At 68.9% G+C, this 21074-nt stretch carries 17 protein-coding genes and 3 tRNA genes; 4 read left to right on the top strand and 16 right to left on the bottom strand.

What is annotated here, in order from left to right; all coding sequences use genetic code 11:
• Positions 1-52: 52 nt before the first annotated feature.
• Entirely contained in the window at positions 53-3937 is a 3885-nt protein-coding gene (locus ACQBAS_RS02545) for a DNA-directed RNA polymerase subunit beta' (RefSeq protein ID WP_427384805.1), read from the bottom strand.
• Positions 3938-4042: 105 nt separating this feature from the next.
• Positions 4043-7528 carry a DNA-directed RNA polymerase subunit beta gene (rpoB, locus tag ACQBAS_RS02540; RefSeq protein WP_427384803.1) on the bottom strand — a complete coding sequence of 1162 codons (3486 nt, stop codon included), beginning with the start codon at positions 7526-7528 and terminating at the stop codon, positions 4043-4045.
• A gap of 353 nt (positions 7529-7881) precedes the next feature.
• Here rpoB and ACQBAS_RS02535 point away from each other — a divergent pair, with 353 nt between their 5' ends.
• Positions 7882-9114, top strand: coding sequence for a phospholipase D-like domain-containing protein (locus ACQBAS_RS02535; protein WP_427384801.1), 1233 nt, complete (start codon positions 7882-7884; stop codon positions 9112-9114).
• A gap of 95 nt (positions 9115-9209) precedes the next feature.
• Here the strand turns inward: ACQBAS_RS02535 and rplL are convergent, their stop codons facing one another.
• From rplL to ACQBAS_RS02500, 7 genes are all read right to left on the bottom strand, one after another.
• The gene (gene rplL / locus ACQBAS_RS02530) at positions 9210-9596 is read right to left on the bottom strand and encodes a 50S ribosomal protein L7/L12 (protein WP_427384799.1); all 387 of its coding nucleotides are present in this window, start codon (positions 9594-9596) and stop codon (positions 9210-9212) included.
• A gap of 85 nt (positions 9597-9681) precedes the next feature.
• Positions 9682-10317, bottom strand: a complete 636-nt coding sequence (gene rplJ, locus ACQBAS_RS02525; RefSeq protein ID WP_427384797.1) for a 50S ribosomal protein L10 — start codon at positions 10315-10317, stop codon at positions 9682-9684.
• 415 nt (positions 10318-10732) lie between these two features.
• Positions 10733-11455: a 50S ribosomal protein L1 gene (gene rplA / locus ACQBAS_RS02520; RefSeq protein ID WP_427384795.1), complete on the bottom strand. Its 723-nt coding sequence runs from the start codon at positions 11453-11455 to the stop codon at positions 10733-10735.
• Positions 11456-11569: 114 nt separating this feature from the next.
• Entirely contained in the window at positions 11570-12001 is a 432-nt protein-coding gene (rplK, locus tag ACQBAS_RS02515; protein ID WP_427384793.1) for a 50S ribosomal protein L11, read from the bottom strand.
• A 64-nt stretch (positions 12002-12065) separates the two neighbouring features.
• The gene (gene nusG / locus ACQBAS_RS02510) at positions 12066-12896 is read right to left on the bottom strand and encodes a transcription termination/antitermination protein NusG (RefSeq protein ID WP_427384791.1); all 831 of its coding nucleotides are present in this window, start codon (positions 12894-12896) and stop codon (positions 12066-12068) included.
• Positions 12897-12970: 74 nt separating this feature from the next.
• Positions 12971-13231, bottom strand: coding sequence for a preprotein translocase subunit SecE (secE, locus tag ACQBAS_RS02505; RefSeq protein WP_427384789.1), 261 nt, complete (start codon positions 13229-13231; stop codon positions 12971-12973).
• 51 nt (positions 13232-13282) lie between these two features.
• A tRNA-Trp gene (locus tag ACQBAS_RS02500) sits at positions 13283-13355 on the bottom strand.
• Between the two features lie 185 nt (positions 13356-13540).
• On the opposite strand from ACQBAS_RS02500, the gene ACQBAS_RS02495 reads away from it, so the two are divergent.
• From ACQBAS_RS02495 to ACQBAS_RS02485, 3 genes are read left to right on the top strand one after another with little or no spacing between them, the layout of a single operon-like run.
• The gene (locus ACQBAS_RS02495) at positions 13541-14845 is read left to right on the top strand and encodes an aminotransferase (protein ID WP_427384787.1); all 1305 of its coding nucleotides are present in this window, start codon (positions 13541-13543) and stop codon (positions 14843-14845) included.
• 56 nt (positions 14846-14901) lie between these two features.
• Positions 14902-15399 (top strand): DUF5709 domain-containing protein, encoded by a 498-nt coding sequence (locus ACQBAS_RS02490; protein WP_427384785.1) that lies wholly within the window; start codon positions 14902-14904, stop codon positions 15397-15399.
• Complete coding sequence (locus ACQBAS_RS02485) at positions 15396-16448, top strand: adenosine deaminase (RefSeq protein WP_427384783.1); 1053 nt, start codon at positions 15396-15398, stop codon at positions 16446-16448. Before ACQBAS_RS02490 ends, ACQBAS_RS02485 begins: the two co-directional genes overlap by 4 nt.
• A 263-nt stretch (positions 16449-16711) precedes the next feature.
• On the opposite strand, the gene ACQBAS_RS02480 is transcribed toward ACQBAS_RS02485, so the two are convergent.
• The 7 genes from ACQBAS_RS02480 to ACQBAS_RS02450 all read right to left on the bottom strand — a co-directional run bounded on the left by ACQBAS_RS02480 (position 16712) and on the right by ACQBAS_RS02450 (position 21041).
• Entirely contained in the window at positions 16712-17812 is a 1101-nt protein-coding gene (locus ACQBAS_RS02480; RefSeq protein ID WP_427384781.1) for a UDP-N-acetylmuramate dehydrogenase, read from the bottom strand.
• Positions 17809-18234, bottom strand: coding sequence for a MaoC/PaaZ C-terminal domain-containing protein (locus tag ACQBAS_RS02475; RefSeq protein ID WP_427384779.1), 426 nt, complete (start codon positions 18232-18234; stop codon positions 17809-17811). The genes ACQBAS_RS02480 and ACQBAS_RS02475 overlap by 4 nt, the downstream gene beginning before the upstream one ends.
• A 2-nt stretch (positions 18235-18236) precedes the next feature.
• On the bottom strand, positions 18237-18683 hold the full coding sequence (locus ACQBAS_RS02470) for an FAS1-like dehydratase domain-containing protein (RefSeq protein WP_427384777.1): 447 nt from the start codon (positions 18681-18683) through the stop codon (positions 18237-18239).
• Between the two features lie 134 nt (positions 18684-18817).
• Positions 18818-18985, bottom strand: a complete 168-nt coding sequence (gene rpmG, locus ACQBAS_RS02465; RefSeq protein ID WP_427384775.1) for a 50S ribosomal protein L33 — start codon at positions 18983-18985, stop codon at positions 18818-18820.
• Between the two features lie 124 nt (positions 18986-19109).
• A tRNA-Met gene (locus tag ACQBAS_RS02460) sits at positions 19110-19183 on the bottom strand.
• A gap of 34 nt (positions 19184-19217) precedes the next feature.
• Positions 19218-19290 (bottom strand) — tRNA-Thr (locus ACQBAS_RS02455).
• 158 nt (positions 19291-19448) lie between these two features.
• Positions 19449-21041, bottom strand: coding sequence for a choice-of-anchor I family protein (locus tag ACQBAS_RS02450; protein WP_427384773.1), 1593 nt, complete (start codon positions 21039-21041; stop codon positions 19449-19451).
• Positions 21042-21074 lie beyond the last annotated feature (33 nt).

The following is a 21074-nucleotide window of genomic DNA, read 5'->3' as shown; positions in this document are numbered from 1 at the left end:
GGTCAGACGAGGACGTTCCTCCTCACTCCGGAACCGGAGCGGATGGAGATCCTCAGTCCAGGCCGAGCTCCGCATCGTCGAGGCGGATCGCCTCGCCGCTGCCCGGGCCGAAGACCGGGTAGGAGTACTCGTCATAGTTCGGGAGGGCGTACATCGCCGCCTTCGCCTCCTCCGTGGGCTCGACCTTCACGTTGCGGTAACGCGGGAGGCCGGTGCCGGCGGGGATCAGCTTGCCGAGGATGACGTTCTCCTTGAGGCCGAGCAGCGGGTCGGAGCGACCCTCCATCGCAGCCTCGGTGAGCACTCGCGTCGTCTCCTGGAAGGAGGCGGCGGAGAGCCAGGAGTCGGTGGCCAGCGAGGCCTTCGTGATGCCCATGAGCTCGGGACGACCGGAGGCAGGCTTGCCACCCTCGGAGACGACCCGACGGTTCTCCTCCTCGAAGCGACCGCGCTCAGCGAGCATGCCCGGCAGGAGGTCGGCGTTGCCGGCCTCGATGATCGTCACGCGACGCAGCATCTGGCGAACGATGACCTCGATGTGCTTGTCGTGGATCGACACACCCTGCTGGCGGTACACGCGCTGGACCTCGTCCACGAGGTGCTGCTGCGTGGCACGCGGGCCGAGGATGCGCAGCACCTGCTTCGGGTCGATGGCACCCTGCATGAGCTTGGTGCCGACCTCGACGTGCTCGCCGTCCGCGATGAGCAGGCGCGCGCGCTTGCTGACCGGGTAGGCGTGCTCCTCGGAGCCGTCGTCCGTCGTCAGGATGAGACGACGGGCCTTGTCCGTGTCCTCGATCGTGACGCGGCCACTGGCCTCGGCGATCGGGGCGACACCCTTGGGCGTGCGCGCCTCGAAGAGCTCGACGACGCGGGGCAGACCCTGCGTGATGTCGTCACCGGCCACACCACCGGTGTGGAAGGTGCGCATCGTCAGCTGGGTACCGGGCTCACCGATCGACTGGGCCGCGATGATGCCGACGGCCTCGCCGATGTCGACGAGCTGACCGGTCGCGAGCGAGCGGCCGTAGCACTTGGCGCAGGTCCCGACCTTGGACTCACACGTGAGCACCGAGCGGATCTTGACCTCGTCGACGCCGGCCTCGTAGAGCTGGCCGATGACGACGTCACCCAGGTCGCTGCCGGCGGGGGCGAGGACGGTGCCGTCCTTCTCCACGTCGGAGGCGACACAGCGCGCGTAGACCGTGAACTCGACGTCGTCGTGCTTGCGGCGCGTGCCCGTGAGCTCGTCGACCGTGGCGATCGGCAGCACGAGGCCGCGCTCGGTGCCACAGTCGTCCTCGCGGACGATGACGTCCTGGGAGACGTCGACGAGACGACGGGTGAGGTAACCCGAGTCGGCCGTACGGAGAGCCGTGTCGGCCAGACCCTTGCGCGCACCGTGCGTCGAGATGAAGAACTCGACCACCGACAGACCCTCACGGAAGTTCGTGCGGATCGGGCGGGGGATGATCTCGCCCTTCGGGTTGGCCATGAGGCCACGCATACCGGCGATCTGACGCAGCTGGAACCAGTTGCCTCGAGCACCGGAGTTGACCATCCGGAAGATCGGGTTGTCACGCGGGAAGTTGGCCTCCATCTCCTTGGAGACCTCGTTCGTCGCCTGCGTCCAGATCTCGATGAGCTCCTGACGGCGCTCGTCGTCGGTGATCAGACCGCGCTCGTACTGCGTCTGGACCTTGGTCGCCTTCGTCTCGTAGCCCTCGAGGATCTCGGCCTTGCGGGGCGGCGTGACGACGTCGGAGACGGCGACCGTGGTGCCCGAGCGGGAGGCCCAGTAGTAACCGGCCTCCTTCAGCGCGTCGAGGCTCGCGGCGACCTGCACCTTGCTGTAACGCTCGGCGAGGTCGTTGACGATGAGCGAGAGGCGCTTCTTGTCCACCGGCTCGTTGACGAAGGGGTAGTCCTCCGGCAGCGCGTCGTTGAACAGGACGCGACCCAGGGTCGAGTCACACAGCCACTGGTCGACGAAGCCGTTCTCGTCGGCCTCGACGCCCTCGGGCAGGGTCTCCCCCACCGGCGGCACGGCGTTGCGCAGGCGGATCTTGACCCGGCTGCCAATGTGGATCGCGCCGGCGTCGAGAGCCATCCGGGCCTCGGACGGGGTGGAGAAGGCACGGCCCTGACCGGCCCCGTCGGCGAACTCGGACGTCAGGTGGAAGAGGCCGATGATCATGTCCTGGGTGGGCATGGTCACCGGTCGACCGTCGGCCGGCTTGAGGATGTTGTTGCTCGAGAGCATGAGGATGCGGGCCTCAGCCTGCGCCTCAGCGCTCAGGGGCAGGTGGACGGCCATCTGGTCACCGTCGAAGTCCGCGTTGAAAGCGGTGCAGACGAGCGGGTGGATCTGGATGGCCTTGCCCTCGACGAGCTGCGGCTCGAAGGCCTGGATGCCCAGTCGGTGGAGCGTGGGTGCGCGGTTGAGCAACACCGGGTGCTCGGTGATGACCTCTTCGAGGACGTCCCACACGACCGAGCGGTGACGCTCGACCATGCGCTTGGCCGACTTGATGTTCTGCGCGTGGTCGAGGTCGACCAGGCGCTTCATCACGAAGGGCTTGAAGAGCTCGAGCGCCATCTGCTTGGGCAGACCGCACTGGTGGAGCTTGAGCTGGGGGCCGACGACGATGACCGAACGGCCGGAGTAGTCGACGCGCTTGCCGAGCAGGTTCTGACGGAAACGACCCTGCTTGCCCTTGAGCATGTCGCTCAGGGACTTCAGCGGGCGGTTGCCGGGGCCCGTGACGGGGCGACCACGGCGGCCGTTGTCGAACAGGTTGTCGACGGCCTCCTGAAGCATGCGCTTCTCGTTGTTGACGATGATCTCCGGCGCACCGAGGTCGAGCAGACGCTTGAGTCGGTTGTTGCGGTTGATCACGCGACGGTAGAGGTCGTTGAGGTCCGACGTGGCGAAGCGGCCACCGTCGAGCTGGACCATCGGACGCAGGTCCGGCGGGATGACCGGAACGACGTCGAGGACCATGCCCTTGGGCTCGTTGTCCGTGGTGAGGAAGGCCGTGACGACCTTGAGGCGCTTGAGGGCGCGGGTCTTCTTCTGGCCCTTGCCCGTGGCGATGATCTCGCGCAGCGACTCGGCCTCGGCCACGAGGTCGAAGCTCTCGAGGCGCTTCTGGATCGCCGCGGCGCCCATTCCACCCTCGAAGTACAGACCGAAGCGGTCACGCATCTCGCGGTAGAGGACCTCGTCGCCCTCGAGGTCCTGGACCTTGAGGTTCTTGAAGCGGTCCCACACCTGCGTGAGGCGCTCGACCTGAGCGTCCGCACGCTTGCGGATCTGGTTCATCTCACGCTCGGCCGAGTCCTTGACCTTGCGCTTGACGTCGGACTTGGCGCCCTCGTCCTCCAGCGCGGCGACGTCCTGCTCGAGCTTCTTGGCGCGAGCGTCGATGTCGGCGTCGCGACGGTTCTCGATGCCCTTGCGCTCGACCTCGATCTGCGCCTCCAGGGAGGGCAGGTCGGCGTGACGCTGGTCGACGTCGACCGACGTGATCATGTAGGCCGCGAAGTAGATGACCTTCTCGAGGTCCTTCGGGGCGAGGTCCAGGAGGTACCCGAGGCGGCTCGGGACGCCCTTGAAGTACCAGATGTGGGTGACGGGGGCGGCGAGCTCGATGTGGCCCATCCGCTCGCGGCGCACGCCGGCGCGGGTCACCTCGACGCCGCAGCGCTCACAGATGATGCCCTTGAAGCGGACGCGCTTGTACTTGCCGCAGGAGCACTCCCAGTCCCGGGTGGGGCCGAAGATGCGCTCGCAGAACAGGCCCTCCTTCTCGGGCTTGAGGGTGCGGTAGTTGATGGTCTCGGGCTTCTTGACCTCGCCGTGGCTCCAGGCGCGGATGTGGTCCGCGCTCGCGAGGCCGATGCGCAGTTCGTCGAAGAAGTTGACGTCGAGCACGTGTGTCCTTCTCTCGTGTCTCTCGTAAATCCAGGTGGTCTGATCAGGTGATCGGTCGGGCCGGGAATCCGGTGGGCCGCGGTGACGCGGCCCACCGGTTCACCGTCAGACCTCTTCGACGCTGCTGGGCTCGCGCCGCGACAGGTCGATGCCGAGCTCCTCGGCCGCACGGAAGACGTCGTCCTCCTGGTCGCGCATCTCGATCGTGTTGCCGTCGCTGCTGAGGACCTCGACGTTGAGACACAGGGACTGCATCTCCTTGATGAGGACCTTGAACGACTCCGGGATGCCGGGCTCGGGGATGTTCTCGCCCTTGACGATGGCCTCGTAGACCTTCACGCGACCCGTGACGTCGTCGGACTTGATCGTGAGGAGCTCCTGCAGGGCGTAGGAGGCGCCGTAGGCCTCGAGGGCCCACACCTCCATCTCGCCGAAGCGCTGACCACCGAACTGCGCCTTACCACCGAGGGGCTGCTGCGTGATCATCGAGTACGGACCCGTGCTGCGGGCGTGGATCTTGTCGTCCACGAGGTGGTGCAGCTTCAGGATGTACATGTAGCCCACCGACACGGGGTCGGGGTAGGGCTCACCGGAACGACCGTCGAAGAGGTTCGCCTTGCCGGAGGCGCCGATGAGGCGCTGACCGTCGCGGGTCTTCCTGGTCGAGTCGAGCAGGCCGGTGATCTCCTCCTCGCGCGCACCGTCGAAGACGGGCGACGCGACGCGGCTGCCGGGCGGGGCCTGGCGAGCGTCCTGGGGGATGAGCTTGGCCCACTCGGGGTTGCCCTCGATCTCCCAGCCGCGGCTGGCAGCCCAACCGAGGTGGAGCTCGAGGATCTGACCGATGTTCATTCGCCCGGGGACGCCGAGCGGGTTGAGGACGACGTCGACCGGCGTGCCGTCCTCGAGGAAGGGCATGTCCTCGACCGGGAGGATCTTGGAGATGACACCCTTGTTGCCGTGGCGGCCGGCGAGCTTGTCACCGTCGGTGATCTTGCGCTTGTTCGCCACGTAGACGCGGACCAGCTGGTTCACGCCCGGGGGCAGCTCGTCGCCTTCGTCCTTGTCGAACACCTTGACCGCGATGACCGTGCCGGTCTCGCCGTGGGGCACCTTCAGGGACGTGTCGCGGACCTCGCGGGCCTTCTCACCGAAGATGGCGCGCAGGAGCCGCTCCTCCGGGGTCAGCTCGGTCTCACCCTTGGGCGTGACCTTGCCGACGAGCAGGTCGCCGTCGCGGACCTCGGCACCGATGCGGATGATGCCGCGCTCGTCGAGGTCGGCCAGGACCTCGTCGGAGACGTTCGGGATGTCCCGAGTGATCTCCTCCGGGCCGAGCTTGGTGTCGCGGGCGTCGACCTCGTGCTCCTCGATGTGGATCGAGGAGAGGACGTCGTCCTGCACCAGACGCTGGCTGAGGATGATCGCGTCCTCGTAGTTGTAGCCCTCCCACGGCATGAACGCCACGAGGAGGTTGCGACCCAGGGCCATCTCGCCACCGTCGGTCGCGGGACCGTCGGCGATGAGCGCGCCGGCCTCGACGCGGTCGCCCTCGTTGACCATGACGCGCTGGTTGTAGGAGTTGCCCTGGTTCGAGCGCGAGAACTTCATGATCTTGTACGTGCGCTGCGTGCCGTCGTCGGCGGCGACCGTGACGAGGTCGGCGGAGACCTCGGTCACGACACCGGCCTTCTCGGCCCGGACGACGTCACCGGAGTCGAGCGCGGCGCGGTACTCCATGCCGGTACCGACCAGGGGCGCCTCGCTCTGGACGAGCGGGACGGCCTGACGCTGCATGTTGGCGCCCATGAGCGCGCGGTTGGCGTCGTCGTGCTCGAGGAAGGGGATCATGGCGGTCGCGGCCGACACCATCTGGCGCGGGGAGACATCCATGTAGTCGACGTCGTCGGCCGGGATGTACTCGACCTCGCCGCCCTTCGTGCGGACGAGCACGCGCTCCTCGAGGAAGTGGTTGTCCTCGGCGATGACCGCGTTGGCCTGCGCGATGACGTGCTTGTCCTCCTCGTCCGCGGAGACGTAGACGATCTCGTCCGTGACGTAACCGTCGGTCACCTTGCGGTACGGGGTCTCGATGAACCCGAAGGAGTTGATCCGCCCGTAGGACGCGAGCGAGCCGATCAGACCGATGTTCGGGCCTTCAGGCGTCTCGATCGGGCACATGCGGCCGTAGTGCGACGGGTGGACGTCACGGACCTCCATCTGGGCGCGGTCACGGGAGATACCACCCGGGCCGAGCGCGGACAGACGACGCTTGTGCGTCAGACCCGAGAGCGGGTTGTTCTGGTCCATGAACTGGGACAGCTGGGACGTCCCGAAGAACTCCTTGATCGACGCCACCACGGGGCGGATGTTGATCAGGGTCTGCGGGGTGATCGCCTCGACGTCCTGGGTCGTCATGCGCTCGCGAACGACGCGCTCCATCCGGCTCAGGCCCGTGCGGACCTGGTTCTGGATGAGCTCGCCGACGCTGCGGAGGCGACGGTTGCCGAAGTGGTCGATGTCGTCGACCTCGACCGGGATCTCGACGCTCTCGCCGTCGCGGACACCCTCGCGGGTGGTCTCGCCGGCGTGGAGGGCCACGAGGTACTTCAGCGTGGCGACGATGTCGTCGAGCGTGAGGACCGAGTCCGTCAGCGGGGTGTCGAGACCCAGCTTGCGGTTGATCTTGTAGCGGCCGACCTTCGCGAGGTCGTAGCGCTTGGGGTTGAAGTAGAGGTTGTCCAGAAGGTTCTGGGCGGCCTCACGCGTCGGCGGCTCGCCCGGACGCAGCTTGCGGTAGATGTCCAGCAGCGCGTCGTCGGTGCCCTCGGTGTTGTCCTTCTCGAGGGTGAGGTTCATCGACTCGTACTGGCCGAACTCCTCGCGGATCTCGGCCTCGGTCATGCCGAGCGCCTTGAGCAGCGTGGTGACGGACTGCTTGCGCTTGCGGTCGACGCGCACACCGACGAGGTCGCGCTTGTCGATCTCGAACTCGAGCCAGGCGCCGCGGCTGGGGATGATCTTGGTCGAGTAGATGTCCTTGTCGGACGTCTTGTCGGCCGTGCGCTCGAAGTAGACGCCCGGGGAACGGACGAGCTGCGAGACGACGACGCGCTCGGTGCCGTTGATGACGAAGGTGCCGCGCTCGGTCATGAGCGGGAAGTCACCCATGAACACCGTCTGGCTCTTGATCTCGCCGGTCGTGGTGTTCATGAACTCCGCGGTGACGAACAGGGGCGCGGAGTAGGTCTGGTCGCGCTCCTTGCAGTCCTCGATGGAGTACTTCGGCTCCTCGAAGCGGCTCTCGCGGAACGAGAGCGACATCGAGCCGGAGAAGTCCTCGATCGGGGAGATCTCCTCGAAGATGTCCTCCAGACCCGACTTCTCGGGCACGTCCCGCCGACCGGCGGCAAGCGCCTCGGCCACGCGGGCCTGCCAGCGCTCGTTGCCGAGGAGCCAGTCGAAGCTCTCCGTCTGGAGGGCAAGGAGGTCAGGGACCTCGAGGGGTTCGCGAATCTTCGCGAAGGACAGACGACCAGAAGCCGTCCGTGCGGTGGACACTGTCTGGGGCGCATTGCGCGAGGCAGCCAAGGAGGGTCCTTCCACGGGCCTTGAAGAACTAGTGGGGCGGCGTCTGCGCCTCGCTCGTCGCCCGGGAGGTGTGGACCCACCGACAACCCCGGAGGGGGTGCGTCGTGGCAGGCTCACGCGACCTGGGAGCAGGGAAAGGGCAGCGCAAAGCGACAGTCTAGGTGAAAAAGGCGTGACCGTCCAACCCTGTCCAGACGAGGAGTCTGCGGGGGGTCCACGTCCCCGACCGCGGAAGGCGGTGGTGCCGACGTGCTACGACGCAATGAGGATGACCGCCAACGGCCGCCACGTCAAGCCTCACGGCTGCGTGTCCACCGCTCGGGCGCCAGGCCTCCGCTGCATAGAGTGGCCCCATGCACCTGAAGGTCGCCACGACGCTGGCTCGCCGCCTCCTGCTCGCCGGGGCCGCGACACAGGTCCTCGCCGTGGCCGGCCTGCTGCTCGTGGACCACCTGCGCAAGAAGGAGCGGCCCCAGGGCGAGTTCCCCCGTGTCCCCGTGCGGTCGCTGCCGGTCGCCGAGGGCGAGGTGGCCATCTACACCTACGGCGAGGACCTCTTCGCCGACATGCTCGCGGCCATCCGACGGGCCGAGCACCGGATCCTCTTCGAGACCTACATCTGGAAGGACGACCCGGTCGGCCGCGAGTTCAAGCAGGCCCTCGTCGACGCCACCGCGCGCGGCGTCGAGGTCTACGTCTCGTTCGACGAGTTCGCCAACCTCGTCGTCTCCCGCGACTTCCTGCGCTTCCCGGCACCGATCCACGTCAAACGCCACGCGCTCGTCGGCGGCGGCTGGAAGTTCCTCCACCCGCGCTACGCCGGACGCAACCACCGCAAGCTGCTCGTCGTCGACCACGACGTCGCCTTCGTCGGCGGGTACAACATCGGCTCCACCTACGCGACCGACTGGCGCGACACGCATGCCCGGCTCAGCGGGGACATGGTCGTCGAGCTGACGAACGCCTTCGTCGACTACTGGAACCTCGGTCGGCACAAGAGCGAGGCGGCCCTGCCCGAGCCCCGCCACCGCACCTGGAGCGGTCTGATCCGGGTCCACCGCAACACGCCGGTGCACCTCGTCTTCCCGATCCGCAACATGTATCTCGAGGCCATCGACCGAGCCGAGGACCACATCTACCTCACGCAGGCCTATCTGATCCCGGACAAGGCCTTCACTCGGGCGCTCGTGCAGGCAGCGGCCCGCGGGGTCGACGTGCGAATCATCGTCCCCCACTACTCGAATCACATCGTCGCTGACTGGCTCAGCCGCGGGCACTACACCGAGCTGCTGCGCGGCGGCGTGCGCCTGCTCCGCTACCAGCAGGCCATGGTGCACGCGAAGACGGGAACGATCGACCGGCGCTGGTCCACCATCGGCACGGCCAACCTCGACCGGTTGTCGCTGGCCGGCAACTACGAGATCAACGTCGAGATCCTCGACACCGACGTGGCGGCCCACATGGAGGAGATCTTCCGGGTGGACTCGACCAACTGCATCGAGCTCACGCGGGACCAATGGGCCTCACGCACCCTCGTCTCCCGGATCACCGAGGGCGTGCTCGCCCCCCTTCGTCCGCTGCTCTGACCACTCCCCCGCGGACACAACGAAGGGCGGGCCGGACCGTGAGGTCCGACCCGCCCTTCGTGGTGGTGTCACCTACCCGCTGACGCGGGCTGAGATCACTTGACCTCGACGGTGGCGCCGGCGGCCTCGAGGGCCTCCTTCGCCTTGTCCGCGGCGGCCTTGTCGACCTTCTCGAGGACGGGCTTGGGGGCGCCGTCGACGAGGTCCTTGGCCTCCTTGAGGCCGAGGGAGGTCAGCGCGCGGACCTCCTTGATGACCTGGATCTTCTTGTCACCGGCAGCGGCGAGGATGACGTCGAACTCGTCCTGCTCCTCGGCGGCGGCCTCGCCACCGGCGGCGGGGCCGCCGGCAGCCGCAACGGCGACGGGGGCCGCGGCGGTGACGTTGAAGGTGTCCTCGAACTGCTTCACGAACTCGGAGAGCTCGATGAGGGTCATCTCCTTGAAGGCCTCAAGGAGCTCGTCGGTGCTGAGCTTCGCCATGATGGGCGTCCTTTCGTAGTACTGCTAGCCGTGAGTGGCGTGTGTTGGTTGGTCGAGCGACTGCTCCGGGCGAACCCGGGGGCGGTCAGCTCTCGTCGCCACCCTCGGCGACGGCTTCGGTGGACTCGGCCGCGGGGGCCTCGTCGGTGGTCTCCTCGGAGACCGGGGCCTCGGCGGGAGCGTCGGCTGCCGGAGCAGCCGGGCCCTCGACCTCGACCTTGGCGCGGAGCGCGTCGACAACGCGAGCGGTCTGCGACAGGGGCGCGGCGAAGAGGTAGACAGCCTGGCTGAGCGACGCGTTCATGGCGCCGGCCAGCTTGGCCAGGAGAACCTCGCGGGACTCGAGGTCCGCGAGCTTCTTGATCTCGTCGGTGGTCAGGGCCTTGCCGTCAAGGACACCGCCCTTGATCACCAGGAGAGGGTTCGCCTTGGCGAAGTCACGCAGGCCCTTGGCGGCCTCGACCGGGTCACCGTCGATGAAGGCGATGGCCGAGGGGCCCGTGAGCTGGCCCTCGAAAGCGGTGATACCCGCCTCCTTGGTGGCCCGCTCGGTCAGCGTGTTCTTCACCACGGCGTAGGTGGCGTTGCCACGAAGCGAGTTGCGCAGCTCGGTGAGCTGAGCCACGGTGAGCCCGCGGTACTCCGTGAGAACGGCCGCGCTCGAGGTGCGGAACTTCTCCGCAAGCTCGGCGATGGCGGCAGACCTGTCAGCCTTTGCCATGTGGCCTCCTTCCGTCGTGATCGACCGACGGCTCGGGCCCGTGAACGACGAGAGCCCCAGCGCAGGGGCGCCGGGGCTCGAACATGGAAACCATGTGAAGAACTCAGTGCACCTGCGCAGGTCGCCCGCATCGTGCGGAACCTTCGGTCACGATCCCCAGGAGGGGTCCGAGACAACCGGCGGTCTTTGGTCGAGTGCAAGAGTACGGGTCAGGTGCGCCCGCGACCAAATCGGCTCGGCGCGACGAGTGCTTCACCCGACAAAGGTGCGCTTCACCCGACATGCGAAGTCGGGTACGGCTGCGAGTATCGGGTGACCCGATACTCGTGGGGCGGGTGAGGGGAGGGTCCGGGGCTCCGAACGACGGCGGCTCCCCACCCGAGTGGGTGGGGAGCCGCCGTCGTGACCGGGTGACTCAGGCCTCGGCCTGGGCGTCCTCGGACAGGAGGTTGCGGGTGCGCGAGGCGTCCAGCGGGATGCCGGGGCCCATCGTCGTCGAGAGCGTCGCCTTGGTGATGTAACGGCCCTTCGAGGCGGAGGGCTTGAGGCGGAGGATCTCGTCGAGCGCCGACGCGTAGTTCTCCACGAGCTTGGTCTCGTCGAAGGAGGCCTTGCCGATGATGAAGTGGAGGTTGGCGTGCTTGTCGTTGCGGAACTCGATCTTGCCGCCCTTGATGTCGGTCACGGCCTTGGCCGTGTCCATCGTGACGGTGCCGGTCTTCGGGTTCGGCATGAGGCCGCGGGGACCGAGGACCTTACCGAGTCGGCCGACCTTGCCCATGAGGTCGGGCGTGGCGACGACGGCGTCGAAGTCGAGCCAGCCGCCGGCGACCTTCTCGAGCAGCTCGTCGGAACCGACGTGGTCGGCGCCAGCGGCGCGAGCGGCCTCGGCCTTGTCGCCGTTGGCGAAGACGAGGACGCGGGCCGTCTTGCCGGTGCCGTGCGGGAGGTTGACCGTGCCGCGGACCATCTGGTCGGCCTTGCGCGGGTCGATGCCGAGGCGGAACGCGACCTCGACGGTCTCGTCGTACTTGGCGGACGCGTTCTCCTTGGCCAGGCGCACGGCCTGGAGGGGCGCGTAGAGCTCGTCGGCGTTGATCTTCTCAGCCGCAGAGCGGTAGGCCTTGCTGCGCTTCATTTCTGCTCCTGTGTGTCAGGTGGTGGAGTTGTGGTCAATCGGACCAGCGCTGGTCCTGCCACGTGCGGGCGGATGCCCGCGGTCGGGGTGCGGCGAGGCCGCACCCCGAGGGGATCACGGGGTCTCGATGCCCATCGAGCGGGCGGTGCCAGCGATGATCCGCTTGGCCATGTCGAGGTCGTTGGCGTTGAGGTCGGCCATCTTCATCTCGGCGATCTCGGTGACCTGCTGGTCGGTGAGCTTCGCGACCTTCGTCTTGTGGGGCTCGCCGGAGCCCTTCTGGACACCCGCGGCCTTCTTGATGAGCTCGGCGGCCGGCGGCGTCTTCGTGATGAAGGTGAACGAGCGGTCTTCGTAGACCGTGATCTCGACCGGGATGACGTTCCCGCGCTGGGACTCCGTCGCGGCGTTGTACGCCTTGACGAACTCCATGATGTTGACGCCGTGCTGACCGAGGGCCGGGCCGACGGGCGGGGCGGGGGTGGCCTGACCGGCCTGGATCTGCAGCTTGATGAAGCCGGAGACCTTCTTGCTCTTGGGAGGCATGCTTTTCCTTATCGTTGGTGGGCCGACGCCGTGGGCGATGACCCGGTTGCAGTGTCCCGCTCGATCAGATCTTGGCGACCTGGCTGAACGAGAGCTCGACCGGGGTCTCCCGGCCGAAGATCGACACGAGCACCTTGAGCTTCTGGCTCTCGGCGTTGATCTCGGAGATGGAGGCGGGCATCGTCTCGAACGGGCCCTCCATGACGGTGACGGACTCGCCGACCTCGAAGTCGACGTACGCCGACCGGGAGGAGGACGCACCGGAGGACTGGGCCTCGCCGGTCGCGGCCTGCGCGGTCTCGAGGTCCGCGGGCTTGAGCATCGTGAAGGCCTCGTCGAGGCTCAGCGGCACCGGGTTGTGGGCGTTGCCGACGAAGCCGGTGACACCGGGGGTGTGCCGCACGGCGCCCCAGGACTCGTCCGTGAGGTCCATGCGCACGAGGACGTATCCGGGCATGCGCGGCTGCTTGCGCGTCTTCTTCTGCCCGTTCTTGATCTCGGTGACCTCGTCCATCGTCACCTCGACCTCGAAGATCTCGTCCTCCATGTTGAGGTTCGTGATGCGGGTCTCGAGGTTGTGCTTGACGCGGTTCTCGTAGCCGGCGTAGCTGTGGATGACGTACCAGTCACCGAAGCGGGTGGCGAGGTCGTCCTTGTAGGCCTGCACCGGGTCGGCCGGCAGGAGGTCGCCGTCCTCGTCCGCGGTCGGGGCGTCCTGCACGTCGCTGTCCTGCTCGTCTGCAGTGTCCTCGACGGCGTCGGTGGCGGGCTCGGCCTGCTCGGTGTCGGCGACGACCTCGGCGGGGGTCTCGGCAACCTCCGGCAGCGCGTCGGACACGACGTCGCTGAACTCGGCGTCGCCCTCGAGCGCACCCTGCTGGGTCTGGTCGGACATCTGCTGGTACCTCACCTTTGACTGCGGTTGGAATTCCGTCCGCGGGGACGGGACTGGCTCGTGAGCTGGCGGCGTCAGCCGCCGAACACCCAGAACACGCCCTTCGTGAAGACGAAGTCGAGTGCCGCCACGAGCGCCATCATGAAGACCACGAAGACGATGACGACCGCCGTGTACTGCCAGAGCTGCGAGCGGGTCGGGTAGACGACCTTGCGCATCTCGTCGATGACCTGGCCGATGAACAGACCGATCGACCCGAAGAAGCGGGAGATGACGTTGCCGCCCTTGCCCTCCGGCTCGTGCGACCTGCGCGTGGTGGCGCCGATTTCGGTCACGATGCCTCTTCCCTCGGTGAATCACGTGCTGCTGACGGGTGTCCTGCAACGCAGGGCAGGAGGGACTCGAACCCCCAACCGCCGGTTTTGGAGACCGGTGCTCTACCAATTGAGCCACTGCCCTTCGGAGTGCCCCGGTGGGGCGGGCACTCCGCGGCCGACTCGCAATGCCACCGTCCGCCCGTCTCGGGGCACGCCGGAAGCATGGCTGAAGTCAACCGAAGAAGAAGCATACGTGAGACGCCACGAGGTTGCGAACTCGCCCGGACAGGCGTGCGGTCCCGATGCCTTCGATGCGACGATGAGCAGGTGACCGACAGCGACCTCACCACCGCCACTCCCCTGTCCGCCCTCGCCCCCGAGGAGCTGGCCGCCTTCGCCAAGGAGCAGCGCGACACGCACGCCGAGCTCCGGACCCGCGGCCTCTCCCTCGATCTGACCCGCGGCAAGCCCTCCGCGCAGCAGCTCGATCTCGCCGAAGGGCTCCTCACCCTGCCGAAGGGGCACGTCGACGCGAGCGGCACCGACGTCCGGAACTACGGCGGACTCCAGGGCCTGACCGAGCTCCGCGAGATCTTCGGCGAGCTCCTGGGCGTGCCCACGGCCCAGGTCGTGGCCGGCGGTAACGCGAGCCTGTCGATGATGCACGACACCCTCGTCGACCTGCTGCTGCACGGCGCCCCGGCCTCCCCGCGCCCGTGGGCGCAGGAGGAGACCATCACGTTCATCTGCCCGGTGCCCGGCTACGACCGGCACTTCTCCCTGCTCGCGTCCTTCGGCATCGAGATGGTCACCGTCCCGATGAACGAGGACGGACCGGACGCCGAGGCCGTCGCCGCGCTCGTCGCGGAGGACCCCACCATCAAGGGCATGTGGCTCGTCCCGACCTACGCCAACCCCACGGGCTTCACCTGCTCGCAGGAGGTCGCGGCCCGACTGGCCTCGATGCCGACCGCGGCCCCGGACTTCACGATCTTCTGGGACAACGCGTACGCGCTGCACCACCTCACCACCGAGGAGACGAAGTCGGCCGACATCCTCACGCTGTGCGACGCGTCGGGCCACCCCGACCGAGCCATCGTCTTCGCGTCGACCTCCAAGATCACCTTCGCCGGCGCCGGCGTGGCCTTCCTCGCCGCCTCGCCCGCGATGGTCGCCTGGTACCTCGGTCACCTGTCGAAGGGGTCCATCGGCCCCGACAAGGTGAACCACCTGCGGCACGCGCAGTTCTTCGGCAACGCCGACGGCGTGCGGGCCCACATGGCGCGCCACCGCGAGATCCTCGCGCCGAAGTTCGCCGAAGTGGACCGCATCCTCACCGAGGCCCTCGACGGTCGCGGCGTGGCGACGTGGAGCCGGCCGACCGGCGGCTACTTCGTCAACCTCGACGTCCTCGACGGCACCGCCACCCGCGTGGTCGAGCTCGCCGCCGAGCTGGGCGTGGCACTCACCCCGGCCGGGGCGTCCTTCCCGCACGGCAAGGACCCCGACGACCGCAACATCCGCCTCGCACCCACCATGCCGCCGCTGGCCGAGGTCACGCAGGCGATGGAGGCCGTCGCCACCTGCGTCCTGCTGGCCGCTGCCGAGAAGTACACCGAACAGCAGGGCTGACCCAAGGTCGCGAACCGCGGCGAGGGCAACACCACGGCCGAGAGAAGGAGTGCACGATGAGCGACGAGCAGTACGGGATCGACCCGAGCGACTACGAGGACCAGCTCCAGCCTGAGGACACTCTCGACGGCGCCGAGTCTGGTGACGTCCTGGACCACGGGTACTCCCCGCCGGACTCGGCGCGCGGCTCCAGCGCTCACGGTGTCACCGCCCACGAGCAGTCCGTGGACGAGACCATCGAGGAGCGGATCCTCCAGGAGGAGCCCGATCCGAACTCCGCCGCCGGCGCCCCGCTCAACGAGAGTGGCCTCGACACCGATGACGACCTCGATGCCGGCACGTCCGGTCGCGCCGAGGACGACCCGGATCTCGAGGGCGCCGACAACGACTGGGACGGCGACGCCGAGGTCGGGTCCGCGCGTGCGGGTCGCCTCGTCGCCCCCGACGAAGGCGCCCACGAGGACAGCGACGCGGAGCCCTATGGCCGAGACGTCGGCATCGACGGCGCAGGTGCGTCGGCCGAGGAGGCCGCCATGCACGTCATCGACGAGTGAGCGCCGGACGCCCTCTGGCCGCGCTGCCCAAGGCGCACCTGCACCTCCACTTCACCGGGTCCATGCGCGTGGGCACCGTGCGGGAGCTGGCCGAACGCCATGGTCTGCGGCTGCCGCAGTCGTTCCATGCGGACTGGCCCCCGCAGCTCTCCGCGGCGGACGAGCGCGGCTGGTTCCGGTTCCAGCGGCTCTATGACGCCGCCCGTGCCTGCGTCCGCGACGAGTCGGACATGCGCCGGATCGTCCGGGAGGCTGCGGAGGACGACGGGGCGGAAGGCTCTCGGTGGCTGGAGATCCAGGTGGACCCGACGTCGTACGCCCCCTTCGTCGGTGGCATCACCCCGGCACTCGAGATCGTCCTCGACGAGGCCCGGGCCGCGAGCGCGCGCGCCGAGGCCGGCGAACCCGTGGCCCGCGTCGCCGTCATCGTCGCGGCCAGCCGCATCCGGCATCCGCTCGATGCCCGCGCCCTCGCCCGGCTGGCGGCCCAGTACGCAGGGGACGGCGCCGGCCAGGTCATCGGCTTCGGCTTGTCGAACGACGAGCGTCGGGGCTCGACCCCCGAGTTCGCCCGGGCCTTCGCCATCGCGCGCGACGCCGGGCTCCTGCTCGTGCCGCACGCCGGCGAGCTGCTCGGGCCGACCGCCATCGAGGAGACGCTCGAGGCGTTGTCACCCGATCGCCTCGGTCATGGCGTGCGGTGCGTCGAGGACCCTCGCGTGCTCGAGCGCGTCGTCGAAGCCGGGGTGGCCCTCGAGGTGTGCCCCCGCAGCAATGTCTCCCTCGGCGTCTACGACGACCTCGACGAGGTGCCGCTTCGGCGACTGCGCGACGCCGGGGTGGACATCGCGCTCGGGGCCGACGACCCGCTCCTCTTCGGCAGTCGGCTCGTCGACCAGTACGAGGCCGCGCGCGAACATGCCGGCCAGGACGACAACGATCTGGCCGAACTGGCCAGGGCGTCGATGCGCGCGAGCCGGGCACCGGCGGACGTCCGCGCCGCCGCCGAGGCGGACACGCTCGACTGGTTGTCCACAGCGCCCGTCTGACGTCCGGGGCGGTCCACAGGCGGACGGTGGTCGCTGAAGACCAGCGCCGCGCACGGTCAGGCTCGTGTCATGACCAGCCCCGGACGGCCCGCACCACTCCCCCGACGACACCTCGCGCTCGTCTCGGACGGCGCGCCACCGGGGCGAACCTCACGGCTCGTCGACTCCCCGGAGCGGCCGCGGCTGCGGCTCATCCGGGGTGGGGCGCCAGATCGGCGACTCGCACTCGCCCCACGACCCACGCAGCGGTGGCTGCGCGTGGCTCAGAGCGAGTGACCGACGAAGACCGGCTCGTTGACGAGGGTCACCCCGAAGGCCTGCGCCACACCGTCCCGGACCTCCCGGGCGAGGTCGGCCACCTGCGCGGCGCTCGCGCCGCCTCGGTTGGTCACCGCCAACGTGTGCTTCGTCGACAGGGCAGCCGGGCCGGGCATGCCGTGCCCCTTCTCGAAGCCTGCCTTGTCGATGAGCCAGGCCGCGCTGGTCTTGATCCGCCCGTCCGGCTCGGGGAACTGCGGCGGGACCGGCCCGTCGGGGCCGAGCCGGTTCGCGGCGGCATGCGCCAGGTCGGCGAAGTGCTCCGGCGACAGGATCGGGTTGGTGAAGAAGGAGCCGCAGCTCCAGGTGTCGTGGTCGCTCTCGTCGAGGACCATGCCGCGGCGGCGGCGTTGCGCGAGGACCGCTTCCCGGGCATCCGCGAGTGGCACCCGGTCGCCCTGCTCGACCCCGAGCTGGCGTGCCAGGTCGGCGTAGGCGATGGGACGGCACAGGTCCGCGATTTCAAACTGGAAGAGGACGTCGAGCACCACGTAGCGGTCGGTGCCCTTGAAGAGGGAGTGGCGATAGGTGAACGCGCAGTCGGCGTTGGCGATCGTCCGGACGGACTGCTCCTGCCGGTCCCACACGCGCACCGACGCGATGGTCTGCGAGACGTCCTGGCCGTAGGCGCCGACGTTCTGCACCGGCGTCGCCCCAGCCAGACCGGGGATGCCGCTGAGCGCCTCGATCCCGGCCCAGCCCTCGACGACGGCGCGGGCGACGACGTCGTCCCACACCTCGCCCGCGGCGACCCGGACCATGGCGCCACCGCAGTGGTCGGCCGACTCCTGCGTGATCCCCGAGGTCGCGATCCGCACGACCGTCCCCGGGAAGCCCTCGTCACCGATGACGAGGTTGGAACCACCGGAGAGCACCAGCAGCGGCTCGTCGGCGTCGTCGACCTCGCGCACGGCGTCGACGAGTTCGTCGGTCGTCGTCACCGTCACGAGGCGGGCTGCCGGGCCACCGACGCGCATCGTCGTCAGCTCAGCCAGCGGGGCGTCGAACTCCTCGGTCCGCGACGTGGGGACGGCGGTCGGGCTCATGCGAGCGCCACCACGGCGAGGCACCGGCCCAGGACCTTCACATCGGCCGCCTTGACGGTGATCTCGAGCGTCGCGCGCCGAGTGTCGGCGTCGAGTGCCGTGACGGCCGCCGACACCTCGATGTCCGCGCCGCCTTCACGCGGCACGACGACCGGCTTGGTGAACTTGGTCCGGTACTCGAGCACGGCCCCGGCGTCCCCGGCCCAGTCGGCCACGATCCCGATCGCAGCGCCCATCGTCCACATCCCGTGGGCGATGACGTCCGGCAGGCCGACCTCCTTCGCGAAGGTCTCGTCCCAGTGGATCGGGTTGCGGTCGAGGGAGGCGCCGGCGTAGCGGACGAGGGTGGCCCGGTCGACGTGGATCGTCCTCGGGGGCAGGGCCTCACCGACGGACACGGTGGCGAATTCGCGCACGGACATGCTCACTCCCCTCCCCGGACGGCCAGGGTCGAGTAGACGGTGGACAGGGGCTCGCCGGCCTCGGTGGCCAGCTCGGTGCGCGTCGTCACGAGGGCGAGCGAACCGCCACCGCGGACGGAGTCGACGACCAACGTCGCGACGACCTCGTCGCCGGCCGTCAGCGGTCGGTGGTGGACGAAGCGTTCCTCGCCGTGGACGACCCTGCTGAAGTCGATACCCGCCTCGGGATCGGTCACGAACTGGGCCTCGCAGCGCTGGGCGATGAGGACGGCGAAGGTGGGCGGCGCGATGACATCGGCGTGACCCGCCGCGCGGGCCGCCTCACGATCCACGTGGACGGGGTCGGTGGCACCCACCGCCTCGGCGAACTCGGCGATCTTGGCGCGGCCGACGGAGTAGGGCTCCATCGGGGGGTAGGTGCGCCCGACAAAGGACTCGTTGACAGCCATGGCGTGCAGCCTACGTGCCAGCGCCGCCCCCGCTGGAGGAGCCGCACCGGACCGGTCGGATGCCGTGCCCCGAAACGGCGACAGCCGCCCTGGCCGGGTGGCCTGGGCGGCTGTCGAGCCGGACGCTCAGGGCGTCAGCGGGTCTCGCGGTGCTCGGTGTGCTTGCGGCAGCGGTTGCAGAACTTGGACATCTCGAGACGGTCCGGGTTGTTGCGCCGGTTCTTCTCGGTGATGTAGTTGCGCTCCTTGCACTCCGTGCACGCAAGCGTGATCTTGGGACGGACGTCAGTTGCCTTGGCCACGGAACTACCTTGCTCTCGAACAATCAGGTGGATTGCGCGCCCTCGGTGAACACGCATGTGCTGCCGGGGGGACGCCGACGCACCAGAATACGCGAATCCCGGCCGGAACCGGAAATCGTCGTCGTAGCGGGAGCGGGGCTCGATCCCGCGACCTCACGATTATGAGTCGTGCGCTCTAACCAGCTGAGCTACCCCGCCATGGGGTCCATGCCGTGTGAAACGGCCTGGCCGGAGCCCCCTGTCGGAATCGAACCGACGACCTTTTCCTTACCATGGAAACGCTCTGCCGACTGAGCTAAGGGGGCGTCACACGCTGCCGAGCAGCAGTGCGTCGGAAAGATTACACGGTTGCCCCACGTCCACGAAATCGGCTCTCGTGCAGGCTCGCCCGGGTACGCGAACGGCCCGGACACCGCCCCCGACAGGAGGGGTGTCCGGGCCGCCGGGTCACGCGTTCCGAAGGTCAGCCGACCTGCCAGACGGTCGTCGTGCCGGACACCTCGTTGCCCACGAGGAGCAACGGCTCCCCCGTGGGGCTCTCCGACTTCGGGATGAAGTGGAGACCCTCGGGGCCGAGGTCGCCGGCCGTCCCGGCCTCCGGGTCACCGTCGGCGATCCGGTTGTGCGCGTAGCCGACGATGCTCGGCGACGTCGGGTCGGTGACGTCCACGACGACGATGCCGCTGTTGCGCTCGAGACCGACGAAGGCGAGCGTCCGGCCGTTGACGCGACCGATCTCGACGCCCTCGGGCTCCGGGCCCTTGTTGTCGCTCCGGCTGTCGACCGAGTCGTTCTCCGCGTGGTCGGCGTTGAAGAACTCCGGCGCCTGCTGCGCGATGAGCTGCTCGAAGTCGTCACCCGAGTCCCAGACGAGGGCGCCCGTGGCCGCGTCCCGGATGGAGACGGAGCGACCGCCGAGGGCCTGGAGTTCGGTGTAGCCGGCCGGACCCTGCGGGGCCGTCGTCGTGACGGTGAGTCGCCCGAGGGCGCCGCTCTTCTGCAGCGCCGAGGCGTTCGGGAAGACGGTCGGGTCGAGAGTCAGGTCCTTGACCCGCGCCTCCTCCTCGAAGCCGTCGTACTCCCGGGCGTCACCCTCGTTGGCCGTGATCAGGTACTCGGCCCCGCCACCGGCGCGGAAGGCCTGGATGCCGTCGGGCAGGTAGAGCCCGCTGACCGGCCAGTTGGCGATGGTGATCGCGTCGTCCTTGTCGGAGGCGTCGAGGCCCTGGCCCGCGAGGGAGTGGTCCTTGGTGCCGAGGGGACGGATGTCGGTGACGGTGGCGCTCTTGAGGTCGACGACGGCGAGCGCGTTGTTCTCCTGGAGCGTGACGTACGCCGTCAGGCCATTGCCGCTGATCGCGACGTACTCAGGCTCGAGGTCCTGGGCCACCGAGGCACCGGGGCCGAAGATGCGGACACCCGCCGCCGTGAGCTCGGCCTCGCGGTCGTTCCACGCACCGAAACCGGCGGTGCGGACGGCGCCGGAGCGGACGTCGATGACCGAGACGCTGCCCTCGGGGTCGACCTGGCCCTCTTCGTAGCCCTCGGGCTCACCCTCGTTGGCGACGACGGCGTAGCGGCCGTCCTCGCTCAGGGCCACCATGTCCGGCAGGGCGCCCGCGGCGACGGTCCGCGTGAGCGTGAGGCTGGCGGCGTCGAAGAAGGAGACCGTGCCTGGCTGCTGCTTGTCGTCGGCCTGCTCGGCCACGGCCACGACGCCCTTGGCCACGGCGACGCTGTTGGCGCCGGGAGTCGCGAGGGTGGCGACCTTCGTCGGCGCAGTCGGGTCGGAGATGTCGAGGACGTCGACCGTGCCAGCCTGCGCGTTGACGACGAAGGCGCGCTGGGTGGCGGCGTCGTAGGCGACGATCTCCGAGGCGCCCTCGTCGAAGGCTCCGGTGGAGAAGGTGCCGAGCGGGCTCAGCGAGACGCCGGTGGCGGACGAGGGGTCGGCGAGCGCCGGGGCAGCGAGGGCGGTGACGCCGAGGGCGATGGCGCCGGTCAGGACAAGGGCGGAGGCGCGCACGCGTGCGCGGGGCCGTGAGGTTGAGGTCATGGCCGGAAACTAGGGGTGGCGAAGGCGTGTCAG

It is taken from the genome of Janibacter zhaoxuefangae (assembly GCF_050271985.1).
Taxonomy (GTDB): domain Bacteria; phylum Actinomycetota; class Actinomycetes; order Actinomycetales; family Dermatophilaceae.
Note: the sequence above shows the minus strand (reverse complement) of the source record. Positions and strands in the feature narration are given on the sequence as shown.

Coding starts and splice junctions, on each gene's coding strand:
- ACQBAS_RS02535 (WP_427384801.1), top strand. CDS start 7,882: ATGCACCTGAAGGTCGCCACGACGCTGGCTCGCCGCCTCCTGCTCGCC.
- rplL (WP_427384799.1), bottom strand. CDS start 9,596: ATGGCGAAGCTCAGCACCGACGAGCTCCTTGAGGCCTTCAAGGAGATG.
- rplJ (WP_427384797.1), bottom strand. CDS start 10,317: ATGGCAAAGGCTGACAGGTCTGCCGCCATCGCCGAGCTTGCGGAGAAG.
- rplA (WP_427384795.1), bottom strand. CDS start 11,455: ATGAAGCGCAGCAAGGCCTACCGCTCTGCGGCTGAGAAGATCAACGCC.
- rplK (WP_427384793.1), bottom strand. CDS start 12,001: ATGCCTCCCAAGAGCAAGAAGGTCTCCGGCTTCATCAAGCTGCAGATC.
- nusG (WP_427384791.1), bottom strand. CDS start 12,896: ATGTCCGACCAGACCCAGCAGGGTGCGCTCGAGGGCGACGCCGAGTTC.
- ACQBAS_RS02490 (WP_427384785.1), top strand. CDS start 14,902: ATGAGCGACGAGCAGTACGGGATCGACCCGAGCGACTACGAGGACCAG.
- ACQBAS_RS02480 (WP_427384781.1), bottom strand. CDS start 17,812: ATGAGCCCGACCGCCGTCCCCACGTCGCGGACCGAGGAGTTCGACGCC.
- ACQBAS_RS02475 (WP_427384779.1), bottom strand. CDS start 18,234: ATGTCCGTGCGCGAATTCGCCACCGTGTCCGTCGGTGAGGCCCTGCCC.
- ACQBAS_RS02470 (WP_427384777.1), bottom strand. CDS start 18,683: ATGGCTGTCAACGAGTCCTTTGTCGGGCGCACCTACCCCCCGATGGAG.
- ACQBAS_RS02450 (WP_427384773.1), bottom strand. CDS start 21,041: ATGACCTCAACCTCACGGCCCCGCGCACGCGTGCGCGCCTCCGCCCTT.